The 16750-nt window shown below is 40.8% G+C and carries 11 protein-coding genes; 4 read left to right on the top strand and 7 right to left on the bottom strand.

Translation table 11 applies throughout. The features are described from left to right. Positions 1 to 34 precede the first annotated feature (34 nt). From FGG15_RS18165 to agaR, 3 genes are all read left to right on the top strand, one after another. Positions 35 to 2485, top strand: a complete 2451-nt coding sequence (locus FGG15_RS18165; RefSeq protein WP_138839007.1) for a sialidase family protein — start codon at positions 35 to 37, stop codon at positions 2483 to 2485. A gap of 105 nt (positions 2486 to 2590) precedes the next feature. After that, entirely contained in the window at positions 2591 to 4963 is a 2373-nt protein-coding gene (locus tag FGG15_RS18170) for a VPS10 domain-containing protein (RefSeq protein ID WP_161992004.1), read from the top strand. A 309-nt stretch (positions 4964 to 5272) separates the two neighbouring features. Continuing rightward, positions 5273 to 6046: a transcriptional repressor AgaR gene (gene agaR, locus FGG15_RS18175; protein WP_138839012.1), complete on the top strand. Its 774-nt coding sequence runs from the start codon at positions 5273 to 5275 to the stop codon at positions 6044 to 6046. Between the two features lie 223 nt (positions 6047 to 6269). Here the strand turns inward: agaR and FGG15_RS18180 are convergent, their stop codons facing one another. The 4 genes from FGG15_RS18180 to FGG15_RS18195 form a co-directional block, all read right to left on the bottom strand. Further along, positions 6270 to 7502 (bottom strand): Nramp family divalent metal transporter, encoded by a 1233-nt coding sequence (locus tag FGG15_RS18180; RefSeq protein ID WP_138839014.1) that lies wholly within the window; start codon positions 7500 to 7502, stop codon positions 6270 to 6272. Positions 7503 to 7625: 123 nt separating this feature from the next. Then, positions 7626 to 8882: an N-acetylglucosamine-6-phosphate deacetylase gene (gene nagA, locus FGG15_RS18185; protein WP_138839016.1), complete on the bottom strand. Its 1257-nt coding sequence runs from the start codon at positions 8880 to 8882 to the stop codon at positions 7626 to 7628. After that, positions 8879 to 10117, bottom strand: coding sequence for an Nramp family divalent metal transporter (locus FGG15_RS18190; protein WP_138839018.1), 1239 nt, complete (start codon positions 10115 to 10117; stop codon positions 8879 to 8881). The genes nagA and FGG15_RS18190 overlap by 4 nt, the downstream gene beginning before the upstream one ends. Before the next feature lie 9 nt (positions 10118 to 10126). After that, a complete protein-coding gene (locus FGG15_RS18195; RefSeq protein WP_138839020.1) occupies positions 10127 to 10858 on the bottom strand; it encodes a glucosamine-6-phosphate deaminase in 732 nt (243 codons plus the stop codon). An 89-nt stretch (positions 10859 to 10947) separates the two neighbouring features. Here FGG15_RS18195 and FGG15_RS18200 point away from each other — a divergent pair, with 89 nt between their 5' ends. Beyond that, the gene (locus tag FGG15_RS18200; RefSeq protein ID WP_138839022.1) at positions 10948 to 12168 is read left to right on the top strand and encodes a hypothetical protein; all 1221 of its coding nucleotides are present in this window, start codon (positions 10948 to 10950) and stop codon (positions 12166 to 12168) included. Between the two features lie 143 nt (positions 12169 to 12311). Here FGG15_RS18200 and FGG15_RS18205 read toward each other — a convergent pair whose 3' ends face one another. The 3 genes from FGG15_RS18205 to FGG15_RS18215 form a co-directional block, all read right to left on the bottom strand. Beyond that, positions 12312 to 12845: a DUF5946 family protein gene (locus tag FGG15_RS18205; RefSeq protein WP_138839024.1), complete on the bottom strand. Its 534-nt coding sequence runs from the start codon at positions 12843 to 12845 to the stop codon at positions 12312 to 12314. Positions 12846 to 13624: 779 nt separating this feature from the next. Then, complete coding sequence (locus tag FGG15_RS18210) at positions 13625 to 14713, bottom strand: helix-turn-helix domain-containing protein (protein ID WP_138839026.1); 1089 nt, start codon at positions 14711 to 14713, stop codon at positions 13625 to 13627. A 55-nt stretch (positions 14714 to 14768) separates the two neighbouring features. Continuing rightward, a complete protein-coding gene (locus FGG15_RS18215; RefSeq protein WP_161992005.1) occupies positions 14769 to 16724 on the bottom strand; it encodes a beta-L-arabinofuranosidase domain-containing protein in 1956 nt (651 codons plus the stop codon). Positions 16725 to 16750 lie beyond the last annotated feature (26 nt).

Raw genomic sequence — 16750 nt, forward strand, 5'->3', positions numbered from 1 at the left:
TTCTCAATAATTTTTTTAAAAATGTAGACTAATTATGGACTTCATGTGGACCAAAAACAAAATCATATTAAATATTATCATTTTATGTCTTTTTTCTTGTTCTGAAAATCCGATTAAAACTACGGATGAAAATGGACCTAAGCAGCTTCAAAGCAGTTGGAGGCGAATGGGGCCGGGCGGCGGCGGCTCCACATTTATACCCACCTTTTCATATGACAATGAAGAAGATTTTATGATTCGCTGTGATATGACAGGCGCCTATCATACGAGCAATGGAGGTAAGTCCTACACTGAGATCAACTATCCTAATGGATCGTATTCATTTGCGTACGACCCAAATGACCCTGAGGTAAGATATATTGGATCCAATACGCTGAATAAAACTGAGGATGGAGGTAAAACGTGGAAAAGGGTATATCCCTTTGAAGAGGATGTTATTCGAGAGACGTTCAGTGGTGACCATGCCAACTATTCGATTGAGCCCAAAGAAAGCTCCCTATTCAACATTTTTGATGACACAGCAGCTTCATATACCTATAGCCCAATTGTAAAAAATATCAAAGTAGATCCAAATGACTCCAATGCTATTTACTTTAGTTTGGAAAATTTCCTTTTTCATACCCAAGATGGCGGAAAGTCCTGGCAAAGATTGGAGTTGGATGAAAATATAGATTTCATATTTACCAATTCCCATAACCTTAAAACAAAGGTGCTGGTGTTTACAGCATCAAATGTTAATGCAATAAACAAGGAAACCTTTAAGGTCACTTCATTTAAATATCCAGACCAGATGATACCGGCATTCTCCATTACTGGAGGTAACATATTTAATGGGGATAAAACCATTTTTTACGGATTGCACAACAATGAACCAGATAGGGATTTGGGCAAATTGGCCCCAACCACGCTTTGGATATCAAAAGATCTGGGTGAAACTTGGCAGCAGCACAAAGGAGATACCATAACCAACAAGGGCAATGCATTACCAACCTATTCCACTTTGGCGGCAGCCGAAAATGATGCACAAAAAGTATATGTGGTCTCCAGTAGATATGTGGAAAAGAAGGATGATGGCTCAAATGCAGTTTGGTTCGGGGCCTTAAAATCATCAGATTCAGGCAACTCTTGGAACTGGGTTTGGAAAGGTGGTGGTGGTTCGGGCAAATACGGGACAAGGGATGGCAATGACGCAACAAACTTGGAGGACGCCTGGGTGCAGGAAGCTTTTGGACATGATTTCATTAGATTGATCGATGTAGGGGTGGCTCCCAATGATGGGGATGTGGCCATTGTCACGGATTGGTACCGAAGCATGAAAACTGTGGATGGTGGGAAGAATTGGATGACAGTTTATTCTACAAAGGTGGAGGGTGGAAATTATAGTTCAAACGGATTGGATGTGACCACCTCGTACGGTGTCCATTTTGATCCATTTGACACCTCCCATATTGCAGTTAGCTATACGGACATAGGATATCATCATTCCTTTGATCAAGGAAAAAGTTGGTCCAGATCGACAAAGGGAATCCCTGTGGAGTGGCAAAACACTTGTTACTGGATGGTATTTGATCCAGATAAAAAAAACAAAATATGGTCGGCTTGGTCGTCATTACATGATTTTCCACGGGGTAAAATGACCAGAAACCCCAAATGGAAACAATATGCAAAAGGTGGCGTTGCGGTGTCCACAAATGGTGGTCGGTCCTGGACCCCAACAAATGGAGGTATGGACTTTGATGCCCCGGTTACTTCAATTGTTTTGGATCAAAGTTCTCCGGTAGGCAATAGGACACTGTATGCCACGGCTTATGGTAAGGGTGTGTTTAAATCAATGGACGATGGTAAAAACTGGAAGTTGCACAACCAGGGGATAGATGGTAGTCTTGCCGCTTTTGAGCTTACCATCTTGCCAGATGGCACGTTATACCTGATTACTAGTCCAACCCCCCGCCATATAAATGAAAAAGCGGGAAGAGAAGTTTTCATGGGTGCGGTTTACAGGTCAACCAATGGAGCCCTTTCCTGGACACCTTTGGATCTCGGGGAAAGGACCCTATTTCCAAATGGACTGACCTATGATCCCGATAATCCGGATCGACTTTACCTAGGCTCATGGTCAGATATTAGCTTGAGCGATATGGTGGGCCGAAATATTGCCGAGGCGACCGGTGGAAATGAATTTTTTGATTTGGACGGAGGTATCCTCATGTCCGAAGATGCCGGGAATACTTGGAAGCGTGTTTTTGATGAAAACCATTATGTCTATGATGTTACTGTAGATAATGCCAAGCCTGGTAGAATCTACTGCAATACCTTTAACCAAGGTGCATATGTGAGCGAAGACTATGGTGAATCTTGGAAAAGGCTTAAGGACTATGACTTTCATTGGGGTCATCGGGTGATTGTCGATGAAAACAATGTAGAGAACGTGTTCCTTACCACCTTCGGTTCCAGTGTTTGGTATGGTAAGCCCCGAACGGATTAAATAATATCTTCTTGGAACTATAATATGAATGGAAAAAATACATTTGGTCGGGCAAGTTCACTTGTGGGCGTAATGTTCAGTCTCTGTTCTTTGATATCCTGTAAAATGGAAAGGGGGGAAGGTGAAAGCTCCACCGGAAGAACATTGTATTCGAATGCTAATGGAAGAAACGACCATTGGGGTTTTATTGGTCCAGGTGGGGGCGGGGCAATGTTCAATCCAGCAATTAATCCTGCGGACCATGAAAATGTATTTGTAAGTTGTGACATGACTGGGTCATTTGTAACCTATGATGGGGGCCAAAAATGGAGAATGTTCAACCTAAGGGGAGTGACCAAATTCTTTGATTTTGATAAAAATGATGGGGACATAGTTTACGCCGGAACTTCGCAAATTCTGTACAAGAGTACGGATAATGGCGTGTCATGGAAACCGATTCATCCAAGCCCTAACGATATCATAGATATTGTATCTCAAGGAGACCACGCAGATGAGCGGGTAATTTCGAAGGACAGTATTTTGACCAATGTCGAAGGTATTGCTGTGGATCCCATGGATTCCCAAAGATTATACCTTTTGTCGAGAAAGAGAAAAATTGATTATTGGCCAAGGGGCAGAAACCAACGATTCTATATGGAACTCTCAGTTTCATTGGATGGAGGTGAAAGTTGGGAAGTGCTGGATAAGCTGAGGTTTGATTTGGACAACATTTTCATAGACCCCAATTCCCCAGTGGACAACAGAACCATATATGTATCCGGAAAGGATGGATTGGGCGTAAAGATAAATGGGGTTTGGGGAAATGTCAATCTTCCAATGGATGCAGGTTCGATTACAAAATATGTTGATGGGATAGATAGTATAACGCAAGAACACCTCATCTATATCATTACAGGAAAATCCTATTTTAATCCCGGGGGTGGCGAGGATTCCAAAATCTATGTTACAAGGAACGGTGGGCGCAGCTGGCGACAGGTCGACTTTCCATTGGGAAAACTAAAACTGGAGGGAGCGGAGGATATGGAATATAGGGATATAGCAGTAAGCTATTACCATCCTGAAAATATTTATTTATCGTATTCCAATTTAAAATTTTCCCAGGATTCCATTGCGATTGGCGTGGCCAGAAGCAAGAATTATGGTGAAACCTGGGAGTTGGTTTGGAAAGACATCAACCAGACTCCCACCGAAAATATGGATCGGGGATGGTTGAATGAAAGATTTGGACCTACCTGGGGAGAAAATCCTTTTCATTTGTCGGTCTCGGACAATGACCCGGAATTATGCTTTGGCACGGATTTCGGTAGAACCGTAAAAACAGTTGATGGGGGTAAAACCTGGAAACAGCTCTACACAAAAAAAATCAAGGGAAATGGATGGACTTCCCGAGGGTTGCAGGTAACCACCGGTTATATGCTGGCCTTCGACCCCTTTGATAGGCAACACATTTTTATGGCGGATACCGACACGGGATTGATGGAAAGTCAAGATGGAGGTAAAAGCTGGACAAGCGCTACCCGGAACAATGGTGTTCCGAGGCATTGGGTGAACACTACCTATTGGGTAAAGTTTGACCCTGAAGTTAAGAACAGACTTTGGGCTACAATGAGCGCCAATCACGATTTGCCTAGACCAAAAATGTGGAGAAATAAAGATATGTCAGATTACAAGGGCGGCGTGTTGACAAGTGAGGATGGTGGCAAAACATGGACCGTAATCAGTCACGGCATTGGAGAAATTGCACCAACCCATATGGTCATGGACCATGGGTCCACTACTGAGGAAAGAACGCTTTATGTAGCTGCTTTCGGGAAAGGAGTCTACAAAACGGTGGATGGAGGTAAGACCTGGAGCTTAAAGAATAAGGGGTTGGAAGGCGACCAGCCAGCTGCCTGGAGGTTGACACGAAGTAAAAAAGGGGACCTATACTTGGTGGTTTTTAGGAAAAGCGATGATGGAAGTATCGGTAATGATGGTGATGGGTTATTGTACAAATCCACTGATGGGGCAGAAACATGGAAAAAGATATCGCTGCCCGAAAATGTAAACGGCCCTTCGAGTTTGGTGGTGGACCCAACCAAACCTGACAGGTTGCTTCTTTCCGCTTGGGGAAGATATGGACGGACGGAGTTTTCTGAAAATGTCGGCGGGGGTATTTACCTGTCTGAAGATGATGGTAAAACTTGGCAATCGGTGATGACCGATGACCAACATATACATGACCTGACCATTGATGAAAAAAGCGGAATTTACTATGCTGCTGGATTCAACTCAGCCGCATACCGTTCGATGGATAGGGGCTACAGTTGGGAACGCATTAAAGGCTACAATTTCAAATGGGGCAAACGAGTCCAGCCCGACCCTTTGGATTCTGAAAAAATATATATTGTTACATTTGGAGGAGGGATATGGCATGGACCGTCAAGGGGGGACAAAGATGCACTTGAAGATATTGTTCCGAGGAAACAATTGAATTGATGGGCAGAGGTTTCAAGGCCATAAAATATACCTTTCCTCCTCAATGGTTATTCATTTAAACTGAAGGGGAAGGCATAAACACAAGACGGTGATGGAGGATAAAGCTGGAACAAAGTATATATTGGGCCATGACCCGATTATTTGAACTATATTATGACATTCTTACTTTACCTTGTGTACCGATAGGAATTAAATCCAAACTTAAATTTTACGAAAGAATCCTAATGGCATTTTTTTAACTAATTTCGAACGTAGTTTTCACTATGTTATGTATTGGTTTTTAGAATTAGAATAGTAGAGGGCAAAATTATGGGAAAAAAAAGATCAACTGTAGAGCGAAGAATGGCCATCATATCAGAACTTGAGCAAAATGGCAAGGTAGATGTCAGTGTTTTAAGCAAAACTTATGACGTGAGTGAGGTTACGATAAGAAATGATCTTGGACAACTCGAGAAGAAGAATATTTTGATCAGAGCAAGGGGAGGGGCAATAAAGGTTGACTCCGTAGGTGTGGACCATAATATTGCCCAGAAAAATAGGCTTAACATTAAAGCCAAGCAGGCAATTGGTGCCAAGGCCGCCAGTTTCATTGTCGAAGGAGATACGATAATGGCGGATTCGGGAACAACGGTGATGGAACTGGTCAAAAATTTGAATGAAGAAACGGAATTGACCGTCATCACCAATGCTTTGAACATTGCTAACAGATTGGCAAAAAATGATAAAGTAAATGTGATAATACCTGGTGGATTTCTGAGAAAGAAGTCTTTTTCCCTAATTGGAACACCGGCGGAAAAAAGTTTGAGGAATTATTTCTGTGATAAGCTGTTTCTAGGTGTGGACGGATTGGATATAAATTATGGGTTGTCCACGCCCAATATAGAGGAAGCACACTTTAATAGCGCAATGATAGAAATGTCCAAAATGGTTTTCGTTTTGGCAGACTCCAGCAAAATATTCAAAAAAAGCCTTGCGTTTATCTGCGATTTATCCAAAATAGATGTGTTGATCACGGATAAAGGTGTTACCAAGGAACAAATTACTGCCTTGGAAAACGCAGGTATCCAAGTTGTGGTTTGCTAGCCAATTTGCGCACGCTGGCTCCAGACCAGTATGCTTTCAACTGTCAATTACCATTACGACTTTCGGTAACAGCTATGCGGTGTTATTCATTGCGGGGAAAAAATGCTTCCCGGCAGAATCCAACGTAATCCAATATTTCTGAAATCAAATGTTCCAATTCTAGTTGCTGCATATTCTGCAAAGATTGGAAATAGAAGATTGATCATAATAAGGAATTATGGCCTTAGAGTGCTGCAAAGTAATTTATCAACCTTTGGAACATCATAAAAACTAGAATGCAAATAACCATGAAGCCCATCAAACCAATCAGGTTCTGGTACGGGGAGTTTTTATGGATTCCCATCACTTTTTTGCTGTTTACCACCAGTAAAAGACCAACGCCGATGAGCGGCACCGAAAGCATGGAAGAAGCTTGGGCCAGGATTAAGGAATAAACAGGATTGCCCATGTTGTTGGCCACATAAATGGAAACGATCATTCCCGTTACCAATATGACCCCGGTAAATAGTTTTGGCATTTTCTCATTCATGGATTTGCCCATTCCCAATCCATCGGCCAATAATCCTCCTCCTATCACCGCATTAATGATCAAGGAAGAAAAAGCAGCAGAAATAAACCCCAAAGAGAATATATATTTGGCATGGTTGCCAAGAATTGATTCCAATTGGATTGCCATATCCGTAGCTGAATTTACGCTAATATTGAAAGGGTTCAATGTAGCCGCAGCTGTAATAATTACCAATACGGATATCGTTGCCAATAGAAAAACTCCAAGATTGGAATCCCTTATACTTTTGCTTTTGTCCTTGAGCTTCCATCCTTTGCTCTGAACTAAATAAGACTGGTAAAGGGCACCGTTCAGTGAAAGGGTGGTTCCAACAAGGGCAATAATGGGATTCATGTTTTCGATAGCGAGGTAACGTGGAATAAATCCAACAGCTATTTTGTCAAATTCCGGTTTTATGAAGATCAGGTTAATTGCAAATGCGGCAATCATTAGCACTACCATTACCAACATCATCTTTTCTAAGGCCTTGTACAGGTTTTGGGAAAGGAAAACCAACAACATTGCTAAAGGGGTAAATAAAAATAACCAATAGGTATCGTCAATTCCAGTAAGGCTTTCCATTCCCATTCCGGCTCCTATGTTGTTTCCAAATTGGAAACTCAATGAGGCCAAAAAAGAGCTGATTCCAATTAACACGGAAAACCATTTGCCATATTTTTTGGCTATCAAACTTAATATGGATCGGTCATGCAATACTCCAAAGCGAGTACTCATATTTGTATATCCTACCATAAATATCGCTGCTATTAAAACGACCCAAAGGAAATTGTAGCCATAAGTGGCGCCTATGTCGGAAGAAATGGTAATACTCCCTGGACCCAATACCACGGCAGCCATGATAAAGCCAGGGCCAACCATTTTAAAAAGTCTTTTGATGTACTTGATCATTTGCAAATTGCTTTTAAGGTTGCAGACCCTGTTTTACAGAAAGGAAATTGTGTTGGTTGATTCATGTTATCCTCATGATTTGTGGTAAGGATGCTTCGGCATACCTGTTTAATGATCTTGGTTTCAAGGTTTAATCATCTTGTCAAAGACCACCTTGCCCCCAACAATTGTTTTGATAATTTCAAATTTCCCTTTTTCGTAGGTAAAACATATTAAATCTGCCCGTTTCCCCCTTGTGATTGTTCCTCTATCGTTCAAGCCTATGGCCCTAGCTGGATTTGTTGTGGCCATTTCAATGGCCTCTGCAAGGGAACACCCGGTATATTCAATCATTTTTTCAATGCCCTTGGTGATTAAGAATGAAGCCCCAGCCAAAACATTTTCGGAAGGCATCATAATGGCACCACTGGTGGTGACCACAATTTCTTTGTCAAAATCCCTATATTTTCCGGATGGCATGCCGCCCCACCTGGTTATGTCCGACACCAACATGATATTGGTTGGACCCTTTACTTTAAAAAAAGTTCTTATTTCATCCCTTGTCAAATGGAATCCATCAGCAATAACACTGATTGTTAGCCCGTCATTGGATAATTGTGGCCAAATCGGGTTATAATGTCTATGGATCATATTGGCGCAGCCATTTCCCAAGTGTGTGGATAATGAAGCGCCAAGTTTTACCGCTTCGTTTATTTGCTCGGCGTTGGCCGTGGTATGGCCCAATGCCACTTTGATATTGTGTGCAACACATTTTTTAATGAGTTCCATAGAGCCATCCAGCTCAGGGGCGAGGGTGATTATTTTGATTTTATTACCGGATGCTTTGATCCAAGTTTTGAGTTCTTTCCAATCTGGATTACGAATATGCTTGGGGTTATGGACACCCCTAAAACCGTCCAAAGATGAAATATACGGTCCTTCCAAGTGGAACCCTGGAATAGACTGGGCAAGTTGTGTGTCTCCTAGTATGTGATCAAGATTGCTGAAACTTTGTAGTAAAACTTGGCTTGATTCCGATGTTAAGGTCGGGAAGAAGGTCGTTATCCCATTTTCCCATAACCTTTGGGTGATTTTATTTAGCTTTTCTTTGTTTAAGTCATTACTGACGAAAGAATGGGACAAATATCCGTTGACCTGTTGATCTATCAGTCCAGGGGCTACATAGATTTGAAAATTATTGGGTCCTTTTTGAGTTTTTTTTGGAAGAATTTCACTTATTTTCCCATTGCTGAACTTCAGGTCGATCAGCTGTCCGTCGGAATATAGAATTACATCTTCAAGGATGTTGTCAGTTGAGGTGCCATCCTTTTGAAAGTGAGCCAACGCTGCAGAAAGAAAAAGGAAATTATAAAATAAAAAGATGGATAATTTCTTGTTCATATATCTAAAATTTCAATTAGGGCCATCAAAGCGGTGGCCAATCCAAACATCAGTACCAAGCAGATCCCCAGGTTTATGCCGCCGGATGCTTTGTGTACGCCCATGATGGATCTGTTGTTGATAAGTATTAATATGGGCAAGGCCACGGCAGGAAGTATTAAAGCTTGAAAGGCTTGCGAAAAAATCAAGAGTGCAGGAGGTCTCATATCAATGAACTGAGCTCCAAGACCCAAGACCAGTCCAAAACCGCCCAATGTCCTAAAAATGGGGGATTTAATATCCTTGGGCCTGTCCATATAATCTGTAATCAGCCATGGAGCAATAAGTATTATAGGCATAATTGTGGATATAGCAGCACTTGTAATCCCAAAAATCAATATGAATGATGCGACTTTTCCGCCAATTGGTTCAAAAAGCGAAACCAGATCTAAGGTGTTGCCGAGATCCTTTCCGACTACCCCAAGGGTACCAGCGGCCACGGCCATTATACAACCACTGAGCAAAAGCATCATCAACGCGGACACAAATGCATCCCGTTTTTCCGTTTTAAGGTTTTCCATTGACCACTTTTTAGCATTGACAACAATGCTTCTGATTATAAAGACTGCAGCGGAACAGGTGGTGCCTACTATCGCGGCAATCAACTCAAACGAGCCAGGCTCTTTGGGAACACTTGGTATTAAGCCTTTCAGTATATTGATGATATTGGGCTTTATCATGATCAAAACAATTATAAAACTCAGGGCCATAAGCAAAACCATAACGGTCAGCAACTTTTCAAAGGACCCATATTTACCGAAATACAATAAAGCGAACAGTGTCAAAACCAAAATTACCGTTAAGGAGACCGTGCTTACCACAAAGCGCCCATCCATCAGTCTTGCACCCTCCTGTAGAAGGTCCACCGTAATGCCCATAATGCCCATTAAGGCCATCACCTCACCGATGATCAAGGCCACCATGATATATAGTGCTAAATACCTACCGTACCTGATATGGTTCTTGATATTGTACAGGGCCGTTTTTCCGGATACAATGGTGACCTGTCCATACGCTACCATTAAAACATAGGTGAATATACAGGCAAGGACCAGGGTCCATAAGAGTGTCATCCCAAATTGAGCCCCTACCTGGGCCATAGTTGTAATACTGCCCGTTCCAATATTGTAACCTATCAGAAAAAGACCTGGGCCAATAAGTCCGATAAGCCTGGCAATCCTTTTGTTTATGGACATTTCATCATCTTAGATTTCAATTAAATGCGAAGACTCCTTATCCAGATACAAATAGGTTGAAGGGTGATTTTGGAGAATTGAGGCCGGAATTTCTGGTGTGACCAAGCCTTCCACAACCTTCTTTACGGCCCTACTTTTCCGACTTTCGGGTACACTGCAGATAATATGCCTTGATTGCAATATTCTATTGATTGACATTGTAATGGCTTTGGTTGGAACTTCTTGGAGGCTATTGAACCATCCTTCACCCAGCTGTTGCTTTCTGCATTGCTCATCCAATGTGACCTCTAGATAAGATTCATTGGTGCAAAAATCCGCAGGGGGATCATTAAAGGCCAAATGGGTGTTTTCACCAATTCCTGCAAAAGCAACATCAATGGGGTGCCTAATGATCAATTCATGAAGTCTTTTGCGCTCTCGAGCAACATTTGCTCTTCCATCAATGAAGTGAAATTTCCTTGGGCGGACTATATTGACAAATCGATCTTCAAGATAATTTTTGAACAGTGCCGGGTGGTCCTGTGGCAGACCAATGTATTCATCCAAGTGAAAACATGTAACTGCGGACCAGTCAATTTTCTCTTCAATTAATGCCTCAAGCATTTCAAATTGGGAAGCTCCCGTTGCAAGTATAATGTTGGACGTTCCTTTTGTGGATATGGCCTTTCTTATCAGCGAGGCGGCTTTTCTTGCCGCTTTTTTCCCCAATCGTGTTTTGTTTTTGGAAACAACTATGTTCATTCAGTTTTTGGTAATAAATGGTCGATGATTTAATTATATATCGTTATTTTAGGTAAAGTAATGATATCAAAAATATAAAAAAAAATGATATGAAATATAAAAAAGGTTTCGTAAACTTACTTTTAGTATTGATAATCGAAATGTTATGTGGCTGTTCTTATTGTCAACATGAAAAAACAATCGTGCTGGCTGAAACCGCTGGTGTGCCACGATATTTGGCGTATGTCAAAATCAAGACCGCAAGCCATCGCGAGGCAGTAATATTTTTAAGAGATCAGGATTCGGGAGAAACCATACGCGCGGAAAAATTGTTAAGGGAAAGGACAATTGGGGACACTGTGACCTACATTTTACCAATTACAATGGACGCTTACCAAAAGAGAACATTCTCTATCCTGAATTCCCAACCAGAATATTGTTCCATACATCCAACGGATAGTCTAAAGGTCTTGGGGGAAGGTTTCGAACTACAAATTGAAAACGAGCATTTTGTTGCGGATCTAAGTTCTACGGATGACAAACTGAAAAGAGGACTATACCCTGGCCAACTTTCGTCATTATTTCTTAAAAAAAAGAGGGTCCTTCTCAAGAGGGACGGTAATAATATGCACTGGGCCCCGAATTTTCAGAAAGAGAATTCCAAAGACTACAAGACAATAGGGCATCTAAATTTGGATAATGCCAAAATCACACAGAACAATCCTTATCAGCTTGAACTGGTCAAAAGAGGAAAGGTTGAAGGATATGGGGAAATTGACCTGGAGGGCAAATACTCTTTTTATGCGGGCCTACCCTACTTTATTTATTCATCCAGCATGGAATTTAGCAAAGATGCCAAACTCTTTCTCTTGCGAAATAATGAAATAACGATGGATAAATTGTTCACACATTTGATTTATCCCGACGCTTTGGGTAAATTTCATGAATTACCATTATATGGCCCTGCAAAGCAACTTGATTCATTATCAAAAACACCTTTGGACGATACTATTAATTGGGTTGGGTTCATCAATAAATCAGAAGGTTTTGGCATAGTAAGTTTAATATTGGATTACGATAATTCTAGTAAAAATGGTTCCGATTCCCCCCTTATTAATCCGCATGTGAAAATAACACCGTCCAGGTATGATGGAAGGTACTGGGATAGAAGGCTAATACATAACCGTGCCACTCTGGTGCCAAAGGGCAGTAGATACCGCGAGACAAACGCCTATTTGATTTTGGATAAGGTCGACAACATGGCCGATCAAATTGCGTACCATTTTAGATGTATTAACAACCCAATAAAGGTCATGTACAAAAGCCATTGAGTGGGCAGGTAAATTATAAAATACAAATTCAAACGGTCAAATCCATTTGCTCGGTCCCATGGTTCATAAGAGTTTTCCAATGGTAATCTGTAATATCTATAATTGTTACCGATATCCATTCATTCAGGCTATGTGCCTAGAGGTCATTTTTGATTCAAGAATCCCTTGGCTATCAGATCTGCCAAACTATGATAGTAGCTCCATGAACTGTAAACCTCTCGTGCCCAATCATTAATTATTTGTTTACAATCCTCCCCATTCTTGGATTTTTCTAGAACATCGGTAGTGGTAATGCTTCCTCGATTAAGTAGATCTGGTGGAATCAAGAATTCATTTAGATGATCAATTTTATATTTATTCAGATAATCGCTTAGTTTTGGGGAATGTCTGTAAGTCCATTGAATGTCATATTTTAAGATCAGTTGCAGTCTGGATAGATGAAAGTGGTTGCTCCATCTTCCATGAATTTCAGGGTGTTGTAGTGCATGCGCATCAACCATTTTAAATCTATATACATTGTTTTCAATATTTGTAAAGTCAATTTCCTGAAACCCGAGATTGAAAATTTCAAGACATTCATGAATCCCTTTCCGTGTATTGGCACCACAAAATTGGCAGTTACCGCGATCCATTAAAACTACTTCATTCTTTTTTGCGAAAGCTATATAATCTTGCATGACTTGATATCTATTTAATTGATTGTAAAGGATTGGCACATGTGGAATCAGAATCGTCTTTCACATCACTTTTGTAATCGCTTTTCGTCCCAATTGATACATTGGAGTCAATAATTCTTCTTTGCCTTAACGGGAACATTGTGAACTAAACATAGTCCCATTTACGTACTGGCCCCATGCGCTGGAGGTCAAACTATGGATCTTGCTGGCAAAGGGGAAAAATTGTTTCTTGAACATTGGTTGAATTTCGTAAAGAACATCAATAGAGAGTACATCCTTTTTAATTTTCACTGGTAATATTATACTTTGGAATTGTTGTGTGGATTGAAAGATATTCTATGGGCACTCGCCACTATCATTTAAATTTAGCATATCATTTGATTCCCCGACCAACTTGTCCGGGGCCAGCAATTTTTCATGATCGCAGCTATCTTATCATCCTGTCGTTATTTCCCATAGTGAAAGCGATAAGGGAGCCCCCAAATTATCTATCAAAAACACTTGTTTACTTTTTAAACCTGGTATTCGGCCGGCGATGGTGTCAACTTGCCCGACAACAAATTTTCACAAAGTGTTGTACCCATCAAGCCATTTGTTCCTGTAATATTGATCATACAAGGGTCAGTTCTATTTTGGTCATCCTTGACACTTTGCCCATCTTTTATAATTGCAAAGCAAAATCAGGCATCGTCTGATCTGGATTGCTTTGGGTTATAAACTCGAACCAAAAATACAGACGGATGAAAAATCAATAAAATAAACTTAAGTATGGTTCGATATTATAAAACCGAACTATTTTTTTTGAATTCGGAGGGGGTCTGTCCCGTAAAATTTTTAAATGTAGTGTTGAAGGAGGTCTTGGAATTGAAGCCCGACTCAAAAGCAATTCCCAATATTGAATATTTGTCCGAAAGGTTACTTAAAAGCAAGCTTTTGGCTTTCTCCACCCTATGGCGGTTGACAAAGTTGAAGAAATTCTCGTCAAATCCATTGTTTATGACAAAGGAGAGCTGATGGGAGGAAAGTCCCAGTTGATTGGACAGACTGGCCAGGTTTATCTCGTTATCAAGGTATGGTTCTTTCTCGATCATAAATCGATTGAGCCCGGATTTTAGTTCGACCAATTTCTCTTCAGAAAAAAGTCGTCGTTTTCTATTAATATGCAAGTCTTGCCCATTGATGGACAGAACATCTTCACGTTGCTTTTTGTCAATTGGAAATATCTCCTTTTGTTTGATCAGATAATACCCGCTAGAATACACAGTAATCAAAATAGTATAGTCCAAGTATAAGCTTAGGGATGAATAGTAGCTTGTCGTCTTCAGTATGTCTGCAACAATGGTGATGGTCAGAATCATGACGATGGTATATTTCAGCCATTCTAAATCAATTTCCTTCGTGTCGGAAGAAAAGTCCTGGTTTTTTTTTTGGTGTTTCCTTATTTTGAAAAGCGAGAAGGAAATATAAAAAAGTGAATGTGCCAGTGACAAACCCAAAGTTAAGGGGTAAGTATTGAGGGATATCTCCGCTTGGAGAAAAAGCACAGTCCCATAAAGCAGCGGTGTTATAAGAAAGACCAGACCTGTTTTCTTGATTTTGTGGTTTGGATTTGTGAAGAAAATAATGCTTATGTAAAGTGTCAGGGGAGTAAAAAACTGTAAAAAAAGGATAGCGTTGACCAAATTGGGGTCGACAATTGGCCAATCTGCCAACTTAGCAGCTTCCTCAATCCAGAATGTGGACCAAAGTAGTATCGTAATGCCAAACCATAAATTGGCCTTTCTATTTACCTTACGTGGATTGACAATGGAGAGGAAAGAAAAAAAGGTTAGCGAACTAAAAATAAGTATTGGAACCAATGTTGACATTGCAATAGGTATTAAGGATTGAAAGAAAACTTGACGATTTCCCCCAAACCAAGTGTTAATACGCTTTTTTAAAAGTTACCTTTCTTAAGACCGTGTTGCCCATCGGTTTTAATTTGACCTTTTCCTTCTTGTCACCATTTTGCATTGATACTACAAGTTGATTTGAAGTGTACGGCAAAGAGTCTTCGGTTATATGTTCTGATTCTTTTTCGAAATGGATCCCTCCATCCGAAGGAAAAGTAATTTTAACATGTTCATCATTCATGGGTAAGCAGTAAAAGTCCCTAAACCCATCCAATTCGTAATTTTTAACCACTTTTTCGGAGTGTGGAATTGGAAGTGCATATACCAATGGGCCTCTTTGAAAATAGATTTCACCGTTTCGAAGTTCTTTGGTCTGGATCTCCTGTTCGAATTTTATGTTTATCGTTTCTCTTTGGGACCATGTCCTTTTTATCCCATAATACCCATTTTCCAATTTTGGGGATAAGGAATTTGGTTTGAAATTCATGGACGTTTTCCACCCTGGTTTTCTAAAGGATAGCTCAAATTCAACGGGCTTTTCCGGAGTGATAACGAATTCAATTTGATCTGAGAATGGATATTCAGTGTTCTGTTCAACGATTACATTGACCCCGTTTATTTGTGTGGTCAATTTTGAAGGTCCATATAAGACCGCTACTATGTTTTCATCACGTCTCATCCACATTTGATCTAAATAGTAGGCAAAATTCCGTGTATAGTTTGGTACGCAACATACGGCTGGTTCTGAATGTGTGGGAGAGTATTTAAGTCTGGGTTCCCTCTCATCCTGCGATATGGACCTGCCGTTTAAAATGTAACAATTATCCGGTTTACCGTAGGTAATTGCCCTACCATCCTCGCTTCTGGAACCCAACATCGCATTGAAGGTCAATTTCTCAGCTTGATCTGCGTAATGGATTTTACCAGTTTTTTGAATCGCGGAACCATAAAAATTGCGAAGTTCAAGCATTGCGCAAAACTCGGAAGCGGTATTTGTTGGATCGGCTGTCCTGCCCGCGAGCCACTCATTTCCATGACCTGCTCCACTTGGAAGTATGCATTGTTCCAATTTGTGCATGGCATTGTCCTTGGCAAGCTCCAACTCTTTATGACCTGTAACATAGTAAGCATTTAGAAGACTTCTTAAATGTTCATAGGTATGTACGGCATGACCAATAAATAAGGAATCTTTTTCTTTTAAATAGGGATATCTTACGTCATTGAAGGAGCGGTTTACGGAAAAGGTTGAAAAAGCACGGTATAGATATGTGGCATAGTCCTGATATTTTAATTCACCGGTTATTCGATAAAGCGTCTCACATACATCCGTTAGCATTAGACCATGTGTTGCTCCGCCAAATGACCTGGTCAATTCAAAGGGATTCCTTCCCCTTTCATTATAGTTGTCCATCGTCAATGCCATGGCCTTTTCAACGGCCTTCAAAACCCTGGCTTCATTTGAGAACTCATAATAGGCCAGAAGCATCCTAAAAACCGTGGTCTGGGCCCATAATTCTCCGTTTGAACCTTCATGCTGGTATCTCAAATTTTTCTTATAGATCCCTATATAGCCGTCGTCGTCTTGGGAAGCCAAAAGATTTTCAACAATTTCCATGCTTTGCAATTTTGCTTTTTGATCGTCGACCAAATAGGCATGTCTTACGAAACCGTCCCACCAATTGCCTATGGTCTCCGCATTCCACCACATGATCGACTTCTCCCATTCGGCGCCGGTCAGTGTCAAATCTCCCATTTCGGGAATATCTTCCAGGCCTCCTCTTCTTGCCGTTCTATACAGGTCGTCATTTTTAATACCCGGGTACAGTTCATCCAGTGAACCTACAATTCCTTGTTCCAGGTCCTTTTTCATAAGCTCCAATAGCCAACCAGTAGGTTTTGAACTACCCGTTGCGAAAGCTGTGAATACTGGGTTGATAGAGTTTCTTTGGGAATCAAAAAAAGCAAGGGATTCACTATCGTCTATCATGGAGATTTTATTTTGATCAATTTTTG

The organism is Flagellimonas algicola, assembly GCF_005937185.1.
GTDB lineage: Bacteria > Bacteroidota > Bacteroidia > Flavobacteriales > Flavobacteriaceae > Flagellimonas > Flagellimonas algicola.